15 protein-coding genes are annotated in these 16,262 nt (G+C 72.1%); 9 read left to right on the top strand and 6 right to left on the bottom strand.

Features of this window, described 5'->3' with window-relative positions:
* Positions 1–536: 536 nt before the first annotated feature.
* The gene (locus ABZU74_RS22230; protein ID WP_355426943.1) at positions 537–800 is read left to right on the top strand and encodes a DUF6244 family protein; all 264 of its coding nucleotides are present in this window, start codon (positions 537–539) and stop codon (positions 798–800) included.
* Positions 801–1,023: 223 nt separating this feature from the next.
* On the opposite strand, the gene ABZU74_RS22225 is transcribed toward ABZU74_RS22230, so the two are convergent.
* The 4 genes from ABZU74_RS22225 to ABZU74_RS22210 all read right to left on the bottom strand — a co-directional run bounded on the left by ABZU74_RS22225 (position 1,024) and on the right by ABZU74_RS22210 (position 4,576).
* Complete coding sequence (locus ABZU74_RS22225) at positions 1,024–1,431, bottom strand: hypothetical protein (RefSeq protein WP_355426940.1); 408 nt, start codon at positions 1,429–1,431, stop codon at positions 1,024–1,026.
* A gap of 68 nt (positions 1,432–1,499) precedes the next feature.
* Positions 1,500–1,955 carry a nitroreductase family deazaflavin-dependent oxidoreductase gene (locus ABZU74_RS22220; protein WP_355426937.1) on the bottom strand — a complete coding sequence of 152 codons (456 nt, stop codon included), beginning with the start codon at positions 1,953–1,955 and terminating at the stop codon, positions 1,500–1,502.
* 66 nt (positions 1,956–2,021) lie between these two features.
* A complete protein-coding gene (locus ABZU74_RS22215; protein ID WP_355426934.1) occupies positions 2,022–3,008 on the bottom strand; it encodes an SEC-C metal-binding domain-containing protein in 987 nt (328 codons plus the stop codon).
* A gap of 101 nt (positions 3,009–3,109) precedes the next feature.
* Positions 3,110–4,576 carry an MFS transporter gene (locus tag ABZU74_RS22210; protein ID WP_355426932.1) on the bottom strand — a complete coding sequence of 489 codons (1,467 nt, stop codon included), beginning with the start codon at positions 4,574–4,576 and terminating at the stop codon, positions 3,110–3,112.
* A 220-nt stretch (positions 4,577–4,796) separates the two neighbouring features.
* Here ABZU74_RS22210 and ABZU74_RS22205 point away from each other — a divergent pair, with 220 nt between their 5' ends.
* Positions 4,797–5,378, top strand: a complete 582-nt coding sequence (locus ABZU74_RS22205) for a helix-turn-helix domain-containing protein (RefSeq protein ID WP_355426929.1) — start codon at positions 4,797–4,799, stop codon at positions 5,376–5,378.
* 40 nt (positions 5,379–5,418) lie between these two features.
* On the opposite strand, the gene ABZU74_RS22200 is transcribed toward ABZU74_RS22205, so the two are convergent.
* Entirely contained in the window at positions 5,419–6,777 is a 1,359-nt protein-coding gene (locus ABZU74_RS22200) for a pentapeptide repeat-containing protein (protein ID WP_355426926.1), read from the bottom strand.
* A gap of 204 nt (positions 6,778–6,981) precedes the next feature.
* Here ABZU74_RS22200 and ABZU74_RS22195 point away from each other — a divergent pair, with 204 nt between their 5' ends.
* From ABZU74_RS22195 to ABZU74_RS22185, 3 genes are all read left to right on the top strand, one after another.
* Positions 6,982–7,773, top strand: a complete 792-nt coding sequence (locus tag ABZU74_RS22195) for an alpha/beta fold hydrolase (protein ID WP_355426923.1) — start codon at positions 6,982–6,984, stop codon at positions 7,771–7,773.
* A gap of 174 nt (positions 7,774–7,947) precedes the next feature.
* Positions 7,948–10,155 (top strand): M48 family metalloprotease, encoded by a 2,208-nt coding sequence (locus ABZU74_RS22190; RefSeq protein ID WP_355426920.1) that lies wholly within the window; start codon positions 7,948–7,950, stop codon positions 10,153–10,155.
* Between the two features lie 13 nt (positions 10,156–10,168).
* A complete protein-coding gene (locus tag ABZU74_RS22185; protein WP_355426917.1) occupies positions 10,169–10,573 on the top strand; it encodes a hypothetical protein in 405 nt (134 codons plus the stop codon).
* Positions 10,574–10,683: 110 nt separating this feature from the next.
* Here ABZU74_RS22185 and ABZU74_RS22180 read toward each other — a convergent pair whose 3' ends face one another.
* The gene (locus tag ABZU74_RS22180; RefSeq protein WP_355426914.1) at positions 10,684–11,556 is read right to left on the bottom strand and encodes an aldo/keto reductase; all 873 of its coding nucleotides are present in this window, start codon (positions 11,554–11,556) and stop codon (positions 10,684–10,686) included.
* A gap of 241 nt (positions 11,557–11,797) precedes the next feature.
* On the opposite strand from ABZU74_RS22180, the gene ABZU74_RS22175 reads away from it, so the two are divergent.
* From ABZU74_RS22175 to ABZU74_RS22160, 4 genes are all read left to right on the top strand, one after another.
* Positions 11,798–12,160, top strand: a complete 363-nt coding sequence (locus ABZU74_RS22175; protein ID WP_355426911.1) for a YciI family protein — start codon at positions 11,798–11,800, stop codon at positions 12,158–12,160.
* A gap of 132 nt (positions 12,161–12,292) precedes the next feature.
* Complete coding sequence (locus tag ABZU74_RS22170) at positions 12,293–13,675, top strand: FAD-binding protein (RefSeq protein WP_355426908.1); 1,383 nt, start codon at positions 12,293–12,295, stop codon at positions 13,673–13,675.
* 234 nt (positions 13,676–13,909) lie between these two features.
* Positions 13,910–15,358, top strand: coding sequence for a pyruvate kinase (gene pyk, locus ABZU74_RS22165; RefSeq protein ID WP_355426905.1), 1,449 nt, complete (start codon positions 13,910–13,912; stop codon positions 15,356–15,358).
* Positions 15,355–16,239 (top strand): acyl-CoA thioesterase II, encoded by an 885-nt coding sequence (locus tag ABZU74_RS22160; protein WP_355426902.1) that lies wholly within the window; start codon positions 15,355–15,357, stop codon positions 16,237–16,239. Before pyk ends, ABZU74_RS22160 begins: the two co-directional genes overlap by 4 nt.
* Positions 16,240–16,262: the final 23 nt, after the last annotated feature.

Genomic DNA, 16,262 nt, shown 5'->3' with positions numbered 1-16,262 from the left:
TCGGCTAACCCGTGTCGATCTTCCGATCTGTCGTGCTTCCTGCCGATCGGACTCGACGGGCGCGCCTGCCTGCTGCCGATCCGCGTCGCGCGCTGAGTCGTCGCCGGCGCGCGGCGGCAACCGGGACGTCGTCGAGTTCGTGGTCGGTGCGACCTTCGCCTTCGAGCAGGCCGAGCGGCCATCGTCGTTCGGCAGGCCATTAACGCACTCACGATCGAGGGCTTGGTGGAAGGCGTCGGAGTGATCGTCGCCGAACGCTGAACGACTCGATTCCGTGGCGTCGCTCCAGATCTTGGACAGTTTCCGTTAGAACGGCCCGCCGACCTAACGGAAACTGTCCAAGATCTCGGTAGCCATCGAACCCGGTCGGAGTTTGCGTGGGCAAATTCCATCAGAGTCTCGCTTCGGGCGACCGCTGCCATCAGGTGACGCGGGAGCGAGCGGGCGGTCGCGTTGGGTGCGCCGATCTCGTACGCTCCCATGTGGTCTCTGCCGGTGCGGTGGTGGAGGCGATGGTTGACCACGGGGAGGTGCGCGTGAGCGCAGCACAGATCATCGCGAGGTTGGCGGCGGCGTCGCAGAAGCTGGACGAGGCGAAGGCCAAGACCGCAGCGGCGGCACAGGACGCAGCCGAGGCGCGAGCACTCGTCGCCGGTGCGCTGGAAGGCGTAGCCGCTAGTCCGCTGGTCGGCATGATCGACTCGTACCGTCAGGCGCTCGCGCAGGCGTCCCAGGGTGGCGACCCGGCCAAGCAGCACGTGCAGGAGACGATCGCCAAGGTTCGAGCGCTGGGAAACTGACCAGGGGTGGTGGCAGCGCAGTCCACCAACCACCTGCGGCAGCCGGTGGCGGGCCGGGTGACGGGCGTGCCTGGTCCCGTTACCCAGGACGGGTTCGGCTGTTCGACCCGGAGGCAGTGATCAGGTGATGAAAAACAGGTGTCGGAGGTAGCTTCGACCTACTTTTCATCACCCGATCATCGGATGCCCCGTCGGCGGCGTACAGCGACGGCTCGACCGTGAGTCAGCGGGTGACGCGGACGGTGTTGTTGAAGTCCAGGTAGTCGCAGTATTCCTGCTCGCACAGTTCGAAGTGGCCACTGGCCAGGGCCACGCCCCGGTTGAAGGCGTAGCCGCCCGCCTCAGCGAACACCCGTCCCGTGACGGTCTGGGGTTCGCCCGAACAGCTCAGCGGTGCCCAGCCCGTCCCGTACGCCACGTGGTCGCCCGACCGCTGCCGAAGGACCAGCTCCGACGCGCCGGACATGCCGGCCTGACAGACCACGGTGAGGGTCAGGTCCACGGCGACGCCGCGCGCGACAAGGGTCGCGGAGGTGACTTCGACGCTGCTCGCCGCGCTCGCTGGCGTCGGCGCCAGCATGACGGAGAGTGACAGCCCGAGCAGTGCGATGGTGGTGATGATGCGGCGCACGACGGTCCTCCTTGCCGGAGTGGGTGCTTACCTGCGGTCACCCTAGCCCCGAAAGGCAATTGCGGACATCAATCGACGGCGGGTTCGCGTTCGATGACGACGACCGGGATCTCGCGGTCGGTCTCCTTCGCGTAGCGGGCGTACGTCGGGAAGACCTTCGTCATCACCGGCCACAGCCGGACGCGCTCCTCGCCGATCGCGGTCCGGGCCCGGCCGACGATCCGCTCGGCGCCAACCTGGATCTCCACGGTCGGGTCGGCGCTCAGGTTCAGGTACCAGGCGGGGTGTTTGGCCGCGCCGCCGTTGGACGCCACCAGCACATAGTTGTCACCGTCGCGCCCGTACATAAGGGCCGTGCGGCGCAGTGTGCCCGATCGGCGTCCGCGGGTGGTGAGCAGCAGCGAGGGTACGCCGTGGAAGGTGCCCCCGTCCGCGCCGTCGGTCTGCACGTAGCGCCGGATGTGGCTGGCGACCCAGCCGACCGGGCTGTCCTCGACCGTTTCGTGCTGCTCGTGGGTGGTCACGTCATCGCCTCCATCGTCGAGCCGGACGGTCGAGCGGGGGTGCCGATCATACGCGGCGGGGGAGGGTCAGGCGCGCGAGCGCGGCAGGCAGCACTTCTTGTACTTGGCCCCGGAGCCGCACCAGCAGGTGTCGTTACGGCCGGGCGGCCAGGCGGTCACGCCGGCCTCGTCGAGGCTGTCGGCGTACTCGTCGAGGGTTTCCTCGCTGGTGGGGTCGCCTCCGGTACGTTCGGCGAAGGCCACCAGGTCGGCGACCGTGCCGACGACCACGCCCAGGTCGGCGCCGCCCATGCCGGAGGCGTCGACGAGGGCGCGTTCGAGCTGGGCGCGGTGCTCGTCCCAGGTGGGCGGGTAGCTTTCGGCCAGCGCCGGCCAACGCAGCAGCAGCGCGTCGAACTCGGCCTCCGGCCAGAAGAGCAGCGTCGCCGGGCCGTCGTCGAGGGCGTCGAGCGCGTGGGTGCTCGCGGCGCGTAGCCGGTCGGCGAGGTTGTCGTACTCGTCGTGGGCCAGGCCGGCCTCTTCGCGCAGGTCGTGGCGCCGCTGGGCCAGGCCGTAGATCATGGCGGCGGCCTCGTCCTGGGCGTCCTCGGAAGCGTGCTGCTGGGTGCGGGTGCGTTCCAGGATGGCGTCCAGCGCCCCGGTGAGCCATTCCAGCGCCGTCTCGGCGTGGCCGGACTCGGCCAGCTCGTCGACCAGGTACGTGGCCGCGGGGTCGGTCTCCAGCAAGGGGCGCAGGGCGGTCAGCTCGGCCATGCCCTCGTCCGAGCGGTCGAGGCGCAGCAGCAGGCCGCCGCGCACCGCTCGGGCGTACGCGTTGTCGTCCGGCTGTTCGGCGATGGCGCGGGTGGCCAGGGCGAGCGCGTCGGCCAGGTCGCCGGCCTGCTCCAGGATGTCCGCGGCGACCAGCAGGGCGTACCCGGTGTCGTCGGGATCCGCGACGCGCCCCTCGTCGACGGCGCCCACCAGCTCGGCGACGAGCGCGGCCGGATCTGGGCTCTCGGAGCCCAGGGCGCCGATCTCTTCGATGCGGTCGGCGGTCAGCAACTCGGACATGGGCGCATCCTGAAAGACGACGGAAGGTGGGTGGGGGAGCGGCCAGCGTACTCCGGGACATGGCGCAGCCCGGGCGGCGAACCGCCCGGGCTGCGACGTGGTCAGCGGGTCGCTGGCATGGTGGCGAACTCGCCGGCTAGCTCGGACTCGACGATCGTCGCGGCGGACGGCCGGCGACCGGCCGACGCCCGCCGGGCGGACGGGACGGCGAGGGCCGCGAGCGCGGCGGCCAGGGCGATCGCCGTGAGGACGAGAAACCCCATCGTGAAGCCGGCCTCCCGGGGCAGGCCGTTGGCCTGCGGGTGCGCGGTGATCACGCCGCTGACGACGGCCGCGCCGATCGCGCCGCCGATGGTGCGGATGTTGGCGTTCATGCCGGTCGCCACGCCGGTCTGACTGGCGGGCACGCTGGCGACGATCAGGTTGGCCATCGAGGCGAACGCCAGGCCGATGCCGAGGCCGACCAGGCCACCGGCGATGGCGACCTCCCAGCGGGTGTCGTGCGCGGTGGCGAGCATCGCGGAGGCGGCCACGTTGAACGTGGCGCCGGTGGCGAGCTGCGCCTTGGCGCTGAAGACTGCCTGGAGTCGCCCGGCGATGACGCCGGCGACGAACATCGCGCTGACCATCGGGAGCATGAGCAGACCAGCCTGGCTGATGCTCGCGCCGAAGCCGTAGCCGGCGGCGGTCGGGGTCTGCAGGAACTGCGGGAGGAACGCGTACACGGAGAACATCGACGCGCCGTAGAGCAGGGCGACCAGGTTGGTGGTCCAGACGCCGGGCAGACGCATCATCCGCATGTCGATCAGCGGGTTGCTCGACCGCAGTTCGGTGACCAGCCAGCCGACCAGCAGCACCACGGCCAGCGCCAGCAGGCCGAGCACCCGGGTGGAGGTCCAGCCCCAGCTGGCGCCCTGGCTGATCGGCAGGAGCAGCGCGACCAGCCAGCCGGAGAGCAGCAGTGTGGCGCGCCAGTCGATCCGGCCGGGGGTGCGGACCGGCGACTCGGGCACGAACAGGTGCGCGGCCACGGCGGTCAGCCCGACCACGATCATCGGGATCCAGAACAGCCAGCGGTAGTCCAGCGTGCTGACGATCGGGCCGGCCAGCACGATGCCCAGGCCACCGCCGACGGCGACGATCGCCGAGATGGCGGCCACGGCGGTGGAGACCCGCGCGGCGGGGAACTCGTCGCGGATGATGCCGAACGACAGCGGGAAGACCGCTCCGCCGATGCCCTGGACGACCCGGGCGAGGATGAGGACGCCGATGTTCGGCGCGATGGCGGCCAGCAGGCAGCCGAGGGCGAGGGCGGCGAGCGAGACGACGAGCATCCGCTCCTTGCCGACCATGTCGCCGACGCGTCCGAGGATCGGTGTGAAGATCGACGCGCTGAGCAGGTAGGCGGTCAGGACCCAGGTCACTGTGTTCTGGGAGGTGTGCAGGTCCTGCTGGATGGTCGGCAGCACCGGGGTGATCAGCGACTGGAGCATCGCGAAGAACCCGGCGCCGGCCGCGAGCACGGTGAAGGTGAGCCGACGCGAGCCGCGTCGGGAGGTCACTGCCACGAGACAAAACTCCCTGATTACGTACGGGAATGAAGGCTTGTCGCCCGTCGTCTGGGACGGGTGGTTTGTCGGGTCCGGGCGATCGGGGTGGCCAGGCGGCGATCGGGCGGGTCCCGAGGTAAGCTAACCGGAGGCGAGCCTCCGGGATTCCGGAGGGGTGCCTCCACTAAGCTAGCGGAGGGTTGCCTCCGGATGCAACCAGGGTGAGGTGACGCACGTCATGACCAGCGCGGGGCAGGCGCCCGAGGTCTTCGCCCAGCGGCCCAAGCGGGCCGACGCGCGGCGTAACTACGACGCCCTGATCGCGGCGGCGCGCGAGGCGTTCGCCGAGAACGGCGCCGCCGCCTCCCTGGAGGACGTGGCCCGCCGGGCCGGCGTGGGCATCGGCACGCTCTACCGCAACTTCCCGACCCGTCGGCACCTGTTCGAGGCCGTCTACGTCGAGGAGGTCCGCGCGCTGTGCCACTCCGCCGAAGGTCTGGCCGAGCTGCCACCCTGGGACGCGCTGGTCGCCTGGCTGCACCGCTTCGTCGCGTACGTCGCCACCAAGCGGGCGCTCGCCGAGCAGTTGCTGCACGACTCCGAGATCTTCACCAGCTGCCGGGCGGAGATCTTTTCCGCCGGTGAGCCGCTGATGCGCCGGGCACAGGACGCCGGTGTGGTCCGGAACGACATCGGCTTCGACGACGTGGTGCGGCTGATCAGCGGCCTCACCATGGCCCAGTTCCCGTCACCCCAGCAGCGCGACCGGGTGCTCGGCGTGGCCCTGGACGGCCTGCGCCCGCCCGCCACGCCGCGCTGACGCCCGTCCGGCCTCGTCGCGCTGATGCCCGTCCGACCGGTCAGCGGTCGACCAGCAGCAGCCACTCGTCGTCGAGGGGTTCCGCCGTCGTGCCCGCCGGCCAGCGGTGACCAGGATCGGCCACCGCCCGGGCCTGCTCGACCTGGGGTGGCCGGCTGAACTGTGTGTCGCGGAAGCTGGCCATGCCGTGGAACCGGGCCCGACCGAAGTTCGCGGCGTCGACGAAGCGTGCCCGGTCGAACAGCGCCTCCGCGCCGAACACCGTCCAGCGGAACAACGCCATGTTCGTGAAACGAACGGAGTGAAAGTCGGCCGACCGGCCGAACTCGGTGTGCTCCATCGACAGGGCGCCGTCGAAGACGGCCTCCCGGAACGTGGCGGCGTCCTCGAAGCGGGTCGCGTCGAAGCTGGTCGGCTGACCGAAGGTCACCCGGCGAAATGAGGTCGGGCCGGCGAAGCTGGCACGCCGACAGGACAGACCGTCGGCGAAGGCGGCGCCGTCGAAGCTGGCCGGACCGCCGACGCGAACGCAGTCGAGAACGACCTCGCCGTCGGCCACGAGGCCCTCGAAGACCACGTGGTCGAAGGCCGCCGCATCGAGCAGCAGGCGCCCCCGCGCCGTCGCGCCCGCGAAGGTGGTCGTACCGGTGAACACCGCCTCGGTGAAGTTCGCGTCGACGAGCGTGCAGCCTGCGGCGTCGAAGTCGACAAGCGCGGCGCCGGCCAGGTCGAGGGTCAACTCGGGCCAGTAGGCCGCGTCGTCCGCGCGCAGGTGCCGGGTGAGCACGCGCTGCGCGCTGCGCCGGACCTCCGTCTCGCGCGGCTCGCCGTCGGGCGCCGGCATTCGCAGGTACGCGCAGAGCACCGCCGCGATCGTCGGGCGCTGCCCCGGATTGTCCTGACCGAGGCGCTCCAACGCGTGCAGGCCGCCGAGGCGTACCGCCGCGCTGGCGTTGCCGAGCAACTCGACCGCCCTGGTGTAGAGCTCGGTCAGTCGACGCTCCGCCGCGTCGTGCTCGGCGGACCCGGACTGCCGGTCCTGGTGGCGCTGTGCGGCCTCGGCCACCGCCTCGGCGTGCGCCTGCACCCGGTCCCGGTGCACCTGGTCCCGGGCGGCGACGCTCTCCTGGTGGCGCTGCGCGCGTTCGGCGATCCACTGGCGGCGGGCGGCGAGCAGCAGCGCGAGCCCGCCGCCGGTGCCGGCGACGACGGTCAGGCCGGTGCGGATCGCGTCGATGCGCAGCGTGGCGCGGGTGTCCGGTTGGCTGGCCCGGTCGGCCTCGGTGAGCAGCAGATCCAGCACCAGCCAGCCGAGGGCGACGGCGGCAAGCAGGCCGATCAGGACCAGCCACCACGGCATCACCCGCAGCTCGCGCTCGGTGGGTTCGTCGACAGCCACGGCCACAGCATGCCAGTCACCGTCGGTGTCCGATATGGAGCGTGACGGTATGACCGTTTACGCCTCCGCCGGAACAACGGGTTACCGGCGCGTAACAAATCATTGACGTTTCTAAATTGTTGCGGGCATGATCGTCGCACGGTCGACCGGACACCCCCACCCACCTGCCCGGTTCGCCGGGTGCCTCCCCCCGGAGGTGCAGCCATGCTGCTCCGAAAGACCGCCCTCGTCCTGGCCCTCGCCACCGCCGCGCTGCTCGCGTCCGGCGCCACGGCGACCGCCGCGCCCGCGGATCCCGCCCCGGCCACCGCCGCGCCCACATCCTTCGCCGCCGCGGCGGCAAACCCCGTCATCGTGGTCGGCGGGCTCAGCGGCGTCGCCGTCGCGTACGAGCCGATCGCCGCCCGTCTGCGCGCCGACGGCTACCGCACCTTCATCTACCAGCTACCCGGGCTGGGTCTCGGTGACATCCCCACCTCGGCCCGCGCGTTCGCCAGCTACGTCAACCAGGTACGCGCCAGCACCGGCGCGGTGACGGTGGACGTCGTCGCCCACTCCGAAGGGGGCCTGGTCAGCCGGTACTACCTCAAGCGGCTCGGCGGCACCGCCACCGTCGGCCGGTACGTCAGCCTCGGCACACCGCAGTACGGCACGTACGTCGCCAACATCGTGGCGTTCCTGGGTCTGGGCAGCTGCGCCGGCGTGGTGGCCTGCCAGCAGATGACCATCGGGTCGGCGTTCCTCGCCGACCTGAACGCCGGCGACGACACCCCGGGCGCGGTGCGCTACACCACCATCCGCACCCTGCAGGACGAGTTGGTCCGACCGACCGGGAACGCCGCCGTCAACGACGGCGCGACGAACGTGCTGATCCAGGCGTACTGCCCGCTGCGGGTGGTGGGGCACCTTGGCCTGGTGCTCGACGGCACGGCGTACACCATCGTGCGCGGCGCCCTGGTCGACGGCCCGGTGCGACCCAACTGCCTCGCGCTCTGACCCGCTCGGGTGCGGCGGTCCCGGAGGGGGCCGCCGCGCCCGATCCCCGACGGTGAGTGTCGGGTGCACGACGATCCGGCGAAACGATGTGGCAGACATCAAGTGCCCTCGATAACCTGCTCCGGCTGTCCATTCCCGACAGTGGACGCCATCCTCCGAGAAGGAGCAGCGCTCATGACCGAGCCGCCCACCGTGCCGCCGGAGAACACCCCGCCGACCGTGCCGCAGCTCGACGTCCGGGCCGCCCAACCGCCGTCGGATGGCACCCTGCCGCCCACCGGTGGGTTCGCCGACCGTCCACCGGGCTACCCCAGCGCGCTGGTCTGGCTGCGCGCCGGGATCCTGCGGGACTGGCGCGGCGTGCTCGGCGCGTTCCTCGCCACCTGGTTCTACCTGCCGGTCGCGCTGCTCCTGGCGTTCTGGGGCGGTCTCACGTTCGCCGTCGTCGGGCTCTTCGCCATCGGGTCCGGCGCCGACGACCAGGTGCCCCAGGCGCTGCGCGACGCTCCGCTGATCGGCTCCCTGATCGAGGCGTTCCTGACCCGCTCCGGCGGGGTGCTCGGCGGCGTGGCCGGCTTCGTCATCGGCTTCCTGGTCGGCTTCCTCGTCGTGCTGGCGCTGCCCTGGCTGGGCGTCGCCGACGAGCCCTTCGCGCTGCTCACCGGCCTGATCGGCACGGTCATCGCGGCGGCGCTGATCGGGGTCCTCTACACGCTCTACCGGGTGCTGCTCGAACCACGCCTGCTGGTCGTCTCGGGTGCCCGCCAACCCAGCCGCCGCGAGTACGCGCGGCTGCGCCCGGTGCTCGACGAGTGCGCCCGACGGCTCGGCCTGCCCAGCGTGCCCCGACTGCTGATGGAGGACGACCCGGTCCTGAGCAACGCCCGCACGTACGCCCGGCACGTGGTGGTGACCACCGGCGTGCTGACCGAACCGGACGACGAGGTGGCAGCGCTGCTCAGCCACGAGCTGGTGCACTGGCGCACCGGGGACGAGATCACCAGCGCCTTCGTCCGCGGCGTCGGCCTGCCGCTGACCCTCGCGCACGCCCTGCCGACCTGGCTGATGCGGACGTTCCCGCACCCGGCCACCAACTTCGTGGTCTTCGTGTTCTTCTGGCCGGTGCTGCTCACCATGCGGTACGTGGTGCTGCCGCTGCACGCCCGCGACGTGCGGGCGGCCGAGTACCGGGCCGACCTCGGCGCCGTGCTCACCGGACACGTCGACGGGCTGCGGCGCATCCTGGAACGGCGACTGTCCTTCGAGACCGGCCGCAGCGGCTGGGACGAGGCGGTCTGCGCCACCCACCCACCACACGAGCTGCGGCTCGACGCGCTGGAGCGGGCGCCGCTGGCCGGTGCGCCCGCCGGGGCGGGCCAGCCCGTCACCGTCGAGGGGTTGTTCAACAACTCCGGCCCGGTCGGCACCCGCCGCACCTGGCTGCTGGTCGGCGCCCTCACACTGGCCGCCTGCCTCGGCACCAGCGGGCTGGGCGTGGTGCAGTGGGCGTTCTTCCGCCCCCAGGCGGCGATCGACGGCTACTTCTCCGCGCTCGCCGACCGGGACAGCGACGCCGCGCTCGGCTACCTGACCGACCAGGGCAGCGGCGCCGACACCAAGCTGCTCGCCCAACTGCTGCGCGGCAAGGGCTACCAACCACCGACCGACGTCGAGATCAGCTCGCTGGAGCGCGACGGCGACAGCGCCACCGCCACCGTGGCGTACCGGCTCGGTGAGGTGCGGGCGACCGCCACTCTCACCCTGCGCCGTGAGGACGAGACCACCGCCGGGCTGTTCCACGGCTGGCGGTTGAGCGGTGGGCCGACTCCCCTCAACGCCGCGATCGCCGACCCCGGGGTGCGGCTCAACGGGGTCGAGCTGCCGGTCGCCACCGAGGGCCCGCCGCTGGTGCTGTTGCCCGGCGGCTACACCGCGACCGGCCCGGCCAGTGCGCTCAGCGAGACGCCGGGCGCGACCGTGCTGGTCGGCCCGGGGGAGACCGCCGCCACCCTGCAACTGGCGCCGGTGCTCAAGCCGGCAGCGATCGAGGCCGTCGAGGCCCGGGTACGCGTCTGGTTGGACGAGTGCGCCAAGCAGACCGTCGCCGCCCCGCCGGGCTGCCCGTTCCGCTACTACGGCAGCTCCACCACGCAGAAGGTCACCTGGAAGATCCTGGAGTACCCGAAGCTCGCCGTCGAACTCACCGGCCCGGCCAGCGCCCAGGTCTCCACCCCGTCCGAGACCGAGGGCAGGGTGCAGGTCAGCGGCACCACCACCTACTTCGGCACCAGCTCACCGTTCACGGACGAGGACACGTTCACCGTCGCGGGCATCGCCACCGCCGACGGGGACAACGTCGCCTTCCGTCCCGCCGCCAACTGACCGGGAGAAGACCGTGACCGACAGCGACTCCGCAGCCCGGCTCCCCGTCCGGCTGACCATCAACCCCCGGCAGCGTCAGCCTTCGTCGGTCGACCTGCTGACCTTCATCCACCGCCGCCCGGAGTACCGGCCGGTGGTCCGGGCGGCCGGTGGCGGCGGGGGCCGACCGGGGTTCAGCGACGCGGTGATCATCGCGGTGCTGGCCCAGGGGCTGCTTCCAGGGCTGTTCAACCTGTTGCAGTCCTGGGTGGACCAGCAGCGCACCGAGGCCAGCATCCGGATCCAGACCGGGGATGCCGAGGTGGAGTTGCAGGTGAGCGGGCGGACCGACTCTGCTCGCCTGCTGGCCCAGGCGACCGAGGCGCTACGCGCCGCCCGGGAGCCCGCTCCGGAGCCCGGTCCGGACGCCGCCGACTGACCCGACGGTCCGGGAGAAGCCGGTCCGGGACGCCGCCGACTGATCCGACGGTCCGGGAGAAGCCGGTCCGGGACGCCGCCGGCTGACCCGACGGCGTCCGGAGCGGCGGGTCAGCTCGCCTTGGCGAGCGCCTCGAACTCGTCGTCGGTGAGCCGCACGTCGGCCGCGCCCACGTTCTCCTCCAGGTGCGCCACCGACGACGTGCCGGGGATCGGCAGCATCACCGGCGAGCGGCGCAGCAGCCAGGCCAGCGCGAGCTGCGCGGGCGGCGCGCCGTGCGCGGTGGAGATGGCGTCCAGTGGGCCGCCCGGTCGGGCCAGCTCACCGGTGGCGATCGGGAACCACGGGATGAACGCGAGGTCGTTGCGCTCGCAGAACTCCAGCACGTCCTCGGCGCTGCGGTTGGCGAGGTTGTACAGGTTCTGCACCGACGCGATCGTGGTGATCGCCCGGGACTCCTCGATCTGCGCGACGCTCACCTCGGACAGCCCGATGTGCTGGATCTTGCCTTCCTCGCGCAGCAGGGCCAGCTCACCGACCTGGTCGGCGAGCGGCACCTTCGGGTCGATCCGGTGCAGCTGGTACAGCGGGATGCTGTCCAGGCCGAGGTGACGCAGGCTCAGCTCACACTGCTGGCGCAGGTACTCCGGGCGGCCCAGCGGCCGCCAGTCGCCCGGCCCGGACCGGGTGAACCCACCCTTCGTCGCGATCACCAGGTCGTCGGCGTACGGGTGCAGGGCCTCCCGGATCAGCAACTCCGACACGAACGGCCCGTACGAGTCGGCGGTGTCGATGAACGTCACGCCCAGCTCGACCGCACGGCGCAGCACGCGAACCGCCTCGGCCGGGTCCTTCGGGTCACCCCAGACACCCGGGCCGGTGAGCTGCATGGCCCCGTAGCCGAGCCGGTTGACAGTGACGTCGCCACCGATCCGGTACGTGCCGGACGCCTTCGCGGGCTGCTCACTGATATTTGTCGCCATTGCCCGATCCCCAATCGTCTCGTCGTGGCGGGCGCGGACAGCGCGGGCGTGAAGAGCCCACCCGCCACCGATGGATCATCCCCCGGAACCCCGCCGCCATGCCGCTGGTCGGCCGACTGTGGGCGCGGACACCCGTCGGCGCGCCGACCCGAGTTGCCGGGAAGCGCCCGGTACGACCGGGAAGTCCGTGCGACGCTGGCCGGAGCCGGTGCGTTCCGGCGCGACGGCGGAGGGAGCACCCATGGGAGTGCCGCAGGTCAACTTCGCGCTCGACACGTACGAGTGCATCGTGATCTATCCCGGCGCGGCCGGGCGGGCCCTGCCCGCTGAGACCGTGCAGCGGTTGCAGGCCGAGCACGCCGAACACATGCAGGCGTTGCAGCGACGCGGCATCATCCTGGTCGCCGGTTCAGTGGACGGGCCGGCGCGCGAGCCCGATCCGCCGATCGGCTTCGGGCTGGCCCGCACCGGCAGCGTCGACGACGTCCGCAGCGTGCTGGAGGCCGACCCGGCGGTGCAGGCCGGGCTCTACCGGGTGGAGGTGCTGACCTTCCTCTGCCCGGCCGGTTCCCTGGAGTTCCCGCTGGTCAAGGCGGGGAGCTGAGCCGCCGGTCCAGTGCTGGCTGTCGTGATGACGACGGCGCTCGCCCGCCTGCCGGTGCTACGGTCGCGCCCAGCGCGGGCCGCCGCCGGGGCGTACCCGGTGTCGTGGGTCGGCCCCGGTCGAGGAGTCGCCATGATCTCCGCCGCCACCCCCGATGTCGCGTCGGCCGCCGCCCGACTGCGTGCCCTGCTCGGCAACCGGCTGCACGAGCCGGGCGATCCCGGTTACGCCACCACCACCCGGCTCTGGAACGGCGCTGTGGCGCGCACGCCCGCGCTGGTCGCCCAGTGCCGGGACGCCGACGAGGTGGCCGAGTCGGTCCGCGTCGCCGCCCGATGTCACCTGCCCGTCTCGGTCCGCTCCGGAGGGCACGACTGGGCCGGCCGGGCGCTGCGCGACGGGGCTCTGGTGCTCGACCTGACCGGGCTGCACGCCGTCGAGGTCGACCCGGACAACGCCACGGTGACCATCGGCGGTGGCACCACGGCGGCCGAGCTGCTCGCCGCCGCCCGCCCGTACGACCTGGTGGTCCCCACCGGCGTGGTCGGTGCCGTGGGGATGGCCGGGCTCACCCTCGCCGGCGGGTACGGTCCGCTCTGCGGTGGGTTCGGTCTCTCCCTGGACAGTCTGCTCGGCGCGGAGGTGGTTCTCGCCGACGGCCGCCGGGTCACCGCCGACCCTCGGCACGACGCCGAGCTGTACTGGGCGCTGCGCGGCGGCGGTGGGAACCTCGGCATCGTCACCGAGCTGCGCTTCCGCGCGCACCGGCTGCCCGGCGTCCTGGCCGGCATGATCATGTTTGCGCTGTCCGAGGCGCCGGCCGTGCTGCGCGGCTACGGCGCGCTTGTCGCCGAGGCCCCGGACGAGCTGACCGTGATGGCCGGCTTCCTGCCCGGCCCGGCCGACGAGCCGGTGATCTTCATCTGCCCGTTCTACAGCGGCCCGGACCTGGCCGCCGGGGCGCCGTGGATGGACCGGCTGCGGGCGCTGGGCACCCCGCTCGTCGACCAGATCGGCCCGATGCCCTACGCGGACGCGCTGCGGATGTTCGACGGCGGAATGGTCGACGGCAACCACTACCTGCTGCGGACCCGGTGGTTGCCCGCGCTCACCGACGGCACCGTTGACACGCTCGTCGACGCGGCCCGGCAGGTCACCTCGCCGTTCTCCGCCCTGGCAGTGCACCACTTCCACGGCGCGGCCACCCGGGTCCGACCCGCCGACACGGCGTTCGGGCTGCGCACCGACCACCTGATGGCCGAGATCATCGCGGTGTGGGCGCCCGGCGACCAGGCCGGCCCGCACCGCGAGTGGGCCGAGCGGACCTCGGCGGCGCTCGCCCCGCAGGCCCTGCCCGGTGGTTACCCCAACCTGCTCGCCCCGGAGGAGACCGACCGGGTCCGGCTCGCCTATGGCGCGAACTGGGCGCGGCTGCGCCACGCCAAGCGCCGCTACGACCCCCGCGACCTGCTCCACGCGGTGCCCACCCTGCCGCCCTCGGGACCCCCGGAATGAGCCGCCGCCGACCGCCGTCGGGGCACTCGGAGTGGGCCGCCGCCGGGAGCACCCCGACAACGCACGCCAACGGAGGCGTACGATTCCCGGCGCGCGGTCGCTGATGCCCGTCGCCACAACGTTCCCGGTGCGGTTCCGCCCGCCGGCCCGACGCGCACCGCGCGTCGTTGGACACCTGTTCCGCTGCCTGCAAGGGGTCGGCCCCGAGTCCGACCTGAAGGAGAGACTAGCCTGATGGGCGTGACACGCCGCGTAAAGATCGTCTGCACTCTGGGTCCCGCCACCTCGTCCCCGGAGCGCATCCGGGGTCTTGTCGAGGCCGGCATGAACGTGGCGAGGCTCAACTTCAGCCACGGCAGCCACGCCGACCACGAGGCGGTCTACCGACTGGTCCGGGAGGCGTCCGAGGCAGCGGGTAAGCCGGTCGCCATTCTCGCCGACCTGCAAGGTCCCAAGATCCGGCTCGGTCGGTTCGCCGACGGCCCCCACGAGTGGCGCACCGGTGACTCGGTCGTCATCACCGGTGACGACATCATCGGCAGCAAGGAGCGGGTCTCCTGCACCTACCGCAAGCTGCCGCAGGAGGTGAAGCCCGGTGACCGGCTGCTGATCGACGACGGTCGGGTCGCCGTCGAGGTCACCGACGTCACCGGCAACGACATCCGCTGCCTCGTCACCGAGGGCGGCCCGGTCTCCAACAACAAGGGCGTGTCGCTGCCCAACGTGGCGGTCAGCGTGCCCGCCATGTCGGACAAGGACGCCGAGGACCTGCGTTTCTCCCTGGGTCTCGGTGTCGACCTGGTGGCGCTCTCCTTCGTCCGCTCGGCCGAGGACATCAAGCTCGTGCACGGGATCATGGCCGAGGAGGGCGTGTTCCGCCCGGTGCTCGCCAAGGTCGAGAAGCCGGAGGCGGTGGAGCACCTGGAGGCCATCGTGCTGGCCTTCGACGGTGTCATGGTCGCCCGTGGTGACCTCGGTGTCGAGATGCCGCTGGACGAGGTCCCGCTGGTGCAGAAGCGTGCCGTGCAGCTGTGCCGGGAGAACGCCAAGCCCGTCATCGTGGCCACCCAGATGCTCGATTCCATGATCGAAAATTCCCGCCCCACCCGCGCGGAGGCGTCCGACGTCGCCAACGCGGTGCTCGACGGCGCGGACGCGGTGATGCTCTCCGGCGAGACCAGCGTCGGCAAGTACCCGGTGCTCACCGTCAGCACCATGGCCAAGATCGTGACGACCACCGAGGCCGGTTCGATCGGGGTGCCGCGGTTGCAGCACGACCCGCGTACCCACGGTGGCGCCCTCACCGTCGCCGCCTCGTCGATCGCCCGGGCCATCAACGCCAAAGCGCTCGTCGCGTTCTCCCAGACCGGGGACACCGTGCGACGGCTGTCCCGCCTGCACTGCGACCTGCCGCTGCTGGCCTTCACACCGGTCCCCGAGGTGCGCGACCAGCTCGCCCTCACCTGGGGCGTGGAGACCTTCCTGATGCCGTTCGTGCAGCACACCGACGACATGTTCCGCCAGGTCGACCAGGCGCTGCTCGGCCTCGACCGGGCCAACCCCGGCGACTACGTGGTGATCGTGGCGGGCAGCCCGCCCGGCACCCCCGGCTCGACCAACACGCTGCGCGTCCACCAGCTCGGTTCGCTCGTCGACGCCGCGTCGGCGCGGGCGCTGCAGTGAGCGACGGTCGGGTCGCGGTCGGCCAGGCGGCGGTGGACCAGCTGCTGGAAGTGCTGGACCTCGACCCGACCGGGGAGATGACCTTCCGGGGGATGAGCCCCCCGGTCGGCCCACAACGGGTGTACGGCGGCCAGGTCGCCGGTCAGGCCCTGGTCGCCGCCGGCCGCACCGTCGACCCGGAGCGGTTCGTGCACTCGCTGCACGGCTACTTCGTCCGCCCCGGCGACCCGGTCGAGCCGATCGCGTACGAGGTGGAGAACATCCGCGACGGCCGATCCTTCTCGGTCCGCCGGTCGGTCGCCCTCCAGCACGGCAAGCCGATCTTCTTCATGTCGGCGTCGTTCCAGCGGGCCGAGGAAGGTCTGGACCACCAGGCCCCGGCCCCGCTGGACGTACCCCCGCCGCAGGACGTGCCGACGATGACCGACCGGCTCTCCCGCTACCCGGAGCGGCTGGGCATCTGGGGTCAGATCCCGCGACCGATCGACGTGCGCTACGTGGGCGAGCCCGGCTGGGTCCGCCCCGGCGACCGGCCCGCCGACCCGCACCAGCGAGTCTGGATGCGCATCGACGGCAAACTGCCCGACGACCCGCTGTTGCACGCCTGCGCGCTCACCTACGCCTCGGACCTCACCCTGCTGGACTCGGTGCTCTCCGCACACGGCGAGGTGTGGGGGCCGGGTGGGTTGGTCGGCGCGAGCCTGGACCACGCGCTCTGGTTCCACCGTCCGTTCCGGGCCGACGAGTGGTTCCTCTACGACTGCCTCAGCCCGTCGGCGTCCGGCGCGCGAGGGCTGGCCACCGGCCGGATGTTCACCACCGACGGCCGGCAGATCGCCAGCGCCGTCCAGGAAGGTCTGCTGCGCCGCGTCGGCGCCTGACGCTGTCGCCCATCCCGCCAGTC

Origin of the sequence: Micromonospora sp. NPDC005171, from assembly GCF_040608575.1 — a bacterium.
Taxonomy (GTDB): Bacteria; Actinomycetota; Actinomycetes; order Mycobacteriales; family Micromonosporaceae; genus Micromonospora.
The sequence above is the reverse complement of the archived record's forward strand: the minus strand, read 5'-3'. Positions and strand labels throughout refer to the sequence as shown.